The sequence below is a fragment of the Kitasatospora sp. NPDC059577 genome, assembly GCF_042735475.1.
Classification (GTDB): Bacteria; Actinomycetota; Actinomycetes; order Streptomycetales; family Streptomycetaceae; genus Kitasatospora.
In genome coordinates this window covers 28,693-32,558 of record NZ_JBHWBZ010000081.1, presented here as the reverse complement: position 1 = coordinate 32,558, position 3,866 = coordinate 28,693, and the positions used below count along the sequence as shown (strand labels likewise).

3 protein-coding genes and 1 pseudogene are annotated in these 3,866 nt (G+C 75.9%); 2 read left to right on the top strand and 2 right to left on the bottom strand.

The genetic code is table 11. The features are described 5' to 3' along the window. Positions 1 to 230: 230 nt before the first annotated feature. On the top strand, positions 231 to 1,445 hold the full coding sequence (locus ACFV0O_RS37920; protein ID WP_380348826.1) for a serine hydrolase domain-containing protein: 1,215 nt from the start codon (positions 231 to 233) through the stop codon (positions 1,443 to 1,445). A 137-nt stretch (positions 1,446 to 1,582) separates the two neighbouring features. After that, the gene (locus ACFV0O_RS37915; protein ID WP_380348825.1) at positions 1,583 to 2,257 is read left to right on the top strand and encodes a GNAT family N-acetyltransferase; all 675 of its coding nucleotides are present in this window, start codon (positions 1,583 to 1,585) and stop codon (positions 2,255 to 2,257) included. A gap of 33 nt (positions 2,258 to 2,290) precedes the next feature. On the opposite strand, the gene ACFV0O_RS37910 is transcribed toward ACFV0O_RS37915, so the two are convergent. Together ACFV0O_RS37910 and ACFV0O_RS37905 are read right to left on the bottom strand one after the other, a co-directional pair. After that, entirely contained in the window at positions 2,291 to 3,025 is a 735-nt protein-coding gene (locus ACFV0O_RS37910; protein WP_380348823.1) for an HAD family hydrolase, read from the bottom strand. Positions 3,026 to 3,170: 145 nt separating this feature from the next. Then, positions 3,171 to 3,794: pseudogene (locus ACFV0O_RS37905) on the bottom strand (phosphoglucomutase, alpha-D-glucose phosphate-specific); the annotation flags it as partial. Between the last annotated feature and the right edge of the window lie 72 nt (positions 3,795 to 3,866).

The following is a 3,866-nucleotide window of genomic DNA, read 5'->3' as shown; positions in this document are numbered from 1 at the left end:
CCGTCCGCCGTGTCGTGTGGTTCGCGGAGTCACCCCCCCACACCCCGGCCCGGCGCCCCCCCCCCCCCCGGGGCGGGGGGCCCCGCGCGGGGGCCGGGGGGCCGCGGGCCGCGGGCCGCCACCGAACGGGTGGACTCTGCGCCCCGCGCCCGCGACCCGGGCGTGCCCGGGGGCCGCGCCGGTGATGCTGCCGTGCGTCCGACCTCCCACCACCCGAGAGGCCCCCGCCCGTGCGACGCACCCACCACCGCAGACTCCTCGCCGCCACCCTGGCCGCGGCCGCCGTCCTGGCCCCGGTCACCGCGGCCCCCGCCGGCGCCGCCGGCCACCCCACCGGCAACCACCGCTTCGACACCCACGACAACGGGGACGACTGCCCGCCCGACGGCCTCGACCCCCAGCTGACCGCCCGCCTGGACACCGCCATCGCGGACGTCCGCCGCCAGGCCGCCATCCCCGGCGTCATCGTCGGCCTCTGGATGCCCGGCCGGGGCTGCTACGTCCGCGCCACCGGCGTCGCCGACACCACCACCGGCGCCCCGATGCGCACCGACGACTACGTGCGCATCGGCAGCGAGACCAAGACCTTCACCGTCACCGCCCTGCTCCAGCTCGTCGACGAGCACCGCATCGGCCTGGACGACCCGATCTCCGCCTACGTCGACGGCGTGCCGAACGGCGACTGCATCACCCTGCGCCAGCTCGCCGAGATGCGCAGCGGCCTGTTCCCGTACACCGCCGACCCCGGCTTCGTCCACGACCTGCTCAGCGACCCCCAGCGCTCCTTCACCCCCCGGCAGGACCTCGCCTACGCCTTCCGGCACGACAACACGTCCGAGCCGGGCACGACGTTCCAGTACTCCAACACCAACCTCGTGCTGCTGGGCCTGGTGGTCGAGAAGGTCACCGGCCGCCCGCTCGCCGAGGTGCTGGACGAGCGGGTGCTGCGCCCCTCCCGCCTGCACCACACCCTGCTCCCCCACGGCCCCGAGTTCCCCGCGCCGCACCCGCGCGGCTACACCGACCAGACGCTCAGCGGCGCCACCGCGGACGCCACCGACTGGAACCCCAGCTGGGCCTGGGCGGCCGGGGCGATGATCTCCGACCTGCAGGACCTGCGCCGCTGGGCGGAGAGCGTCGCCACCGGGCGGCTGCTCAGCCCCCACACCCAGGCGCAGCGGCTGACCACCCTGCCGACCGGGTTCCCGGACACGACGTACGGGCTGGGCATCCTGGAGACGGGCGGGTGGATCGGGCACAACGGCTCGATCCCGGGCTACGAGACGGTGACGGTCCACCTGCCGGCGCAGCGGGCCACGCTGGTCGTCGAGATCAACACCGACTCCACGGTCCAGGGCCAGGAGCCGTCGACGCTGCTGGCCCGGGCGATCACGCAGATCGTCACCCCGGACAACGTCTACGCCGGGGCGATCGCCACCCGGTAGCCGGGCGGCGCGGCGCCCTGGTGGCGGCGCAACGGCGGCGGGCGGGAGCCGGCGGGCAACGGCGCCCGGGCCGGGCTGCCGGGGCGCCGGCGGGAAACCCCGGTGCGCCGGGGGTGGCGCACCGGCACACTGGCCCGATGCTCATCGACCACTGGCCCCTGTTCGGGCTGCGCGTGACCTCTCCCCGCCTGGAGCTGCGGCTGCCCACCGGGGACGAACTGGCCGAGGTGGCCGACCTCGCCGCCCGCGGCATCCACCCGCCGCATACCCGTCCCTTCCTGTCCCCCTGGGGCGAGTTGCCGCCCGCCGAACGTGCCCGGCACGTGGTGCGGATGCACTGGCGGCGGCTGGGCCGCTGGACGCCGCAGGACTGGGCGCTGGAGCTGGTCGCCTTCCACGAGGGACGCCCGGTGGGCGTCCAGGACGTGCGGGCCGAGGAGTTCGGCGTGCGCCGCGAGGTCGTCTCGGGCTCCTGGGTCGGCCTGGAGCACCAGGGGGCGGGCTTCGGCACCGAGATGCGCGCGGCGATGCTGCACCTGCTGTTCGCCGAACTGGGCGGGCAGTGGGCCAGGTCGGTGTCCTTCAGCGACAACGCGCCCTCCCTCGCGGTGTCCCGCAGGCTCGGTTACCGCGAGGACGGCATCGACCGGGACGTCCTGGACGGCCGGGTCGTGGAGTCCGTGCGGCTGCGCCTGTCGCGGGAGGACTGGGAGCGGCACGCGACGGTCCCGGTCACCGTGAGCGGTCTGACGGACGGCTGCCGCGAGATGCTCGGCGCCACCCCCACGCCCACCTCCACGCCTACCGTCTGACGCCCGGCTCGGCGTCCGGCTCGGCGTCCGGTCTCAGGCCCCGTCCGTGGCGGCTTGCAGGGCGGCGGGCAGGGCGGTGAGGGAGTGCAGGACGCCGATGCCCTCGCCGGCCGGGGCGCCGGTGCCGGAGCGGTCGAGCCAGAAGGCGCGCAGGCCCGCGTCGCGGGCGCCGAGCGCGTCGACGTCGTACTTGTCCCCGACGTAGGCGACTTCGTGCGGGGCCAGGGCCAGGCGTGCGCAGCCGGCCAGGAAGATGCCCGGGGCGGGTTTGGCCTCGCCGTGTTCGTCGGAGCAGACCAGCACCGCGTCGGTGAAGTGGCCCAGCAGGCCGACGGCTTCGAGTTTGCGGCGCTGGTGGGCGGTGGAGGAGTTGGAGACGATCCCGAGCCGGTGGGTGGGCGCGAGGGCGGCCAGGACGGGCGCGGCGTCGGGGAAGGCGGCCCGGGCCGCGTCGCGGTGGGCCGTGTACCCGGCGAACCAGGCGGCGGCCCGCTCGTCCGGCAGGTGCCGGGCGCCGTCGTCGCCGAGGCGGGTGAGGAACCGGCGGGTGCGTTCGTGCTGCTGGCCGGTGAAGGTCAGCTCACCGGCCAGGAAGCGCGCGTACTGCTCCTCCATGACGGCCCGCCACAGTGCCACCGCCGCGGCGGGTGCGGGGAAGCGGTCCAGCAGGCACAGGTCCCGCAGGTGGGCGAGGATGCCGGCTTCTTCCGAGCCCGAGTAGTCGAACAGGGTGTCGTCGACGTCGAAGAGCACGCCTCTGATCGGCACGGTCCGCTCCCTCCCGTTGGTGCTGCGGCGCCGGTGTGCCGGCGGCCGTGGGGACCCTACGCGACCGGCGGCCGGGCGGGCGTCGAGCCGGCCGGGCGGGCGGGTGCCGGTACGGCCGCGGGGGCGGCCGTACCGGCGGGCGGGTTCAGCCGCCGAGGACCTCGTTGACCAGGGCGCGGGCCTCGTCCTGGACGCGGGTGAGGTGGTCGGGGCCGTGGAAGGACTCGGCGTAGATCTTGTAGACGTCCTCGGTGCCGGAGGGGCGGGCGGCGAACCAGGCGTTGTCGGTGCAGACCTTGATGCCGCCGATCGGGGCGCCGTTGCCGGGGGCGTGGGAGAGGACGGCGGTGATCTTCTCGCCGGCGAGTTCGCCGGCGCCGACCCGCTCGGGGGACAGGCGGGCCAGGCGGGCCTTCTGCTCGCGGTCGGCGGGGGCGTCGACGCGGGCGTAGGCGGGGGCGCCGTGGCGCTCGGTCAGCTCGCGGTAGCGGGCGCTGGGGGTGGCGCCGGTGACGGCGGTGATCTCGGAGGCGAGCAGGGCCAGCAGGATGCCGTCCTTGTCGGTGGTCCACACCCCGCCGTCGCGGCGCAGGAAGGAGGCGCCGGCGCTCTCCTCGCCGCCGAAGCCGATCGAGCCCTCCAGCAGGCCGTCGACGAACCACTTGAAGCCGACCGGGACCTCGACCAGGGTGCGGCCCAGGTCGGCGGCGACGCGGTCGAGCATCGAGGAGGAGACCAGGGTCTTGGCGACGCCGGCGTCGGCGGGCCAGGCGGGCGCGTGGCGGGGGTGGTATGTCACGGCCCCCGCGCCGGCATGGGGTGGGATACTAAAACCCGCGCC

Bases quoted from the DNA above. Each gene is read 5' to 3' on its own strand.
- ACFV0O_RS37915 (WP_380348825.1), top strand. From the start codon at position 1,583: ATGCTCATCGACCACTGGCCCCTGTTCGGGCTGCGCGTGACCTCTCCC.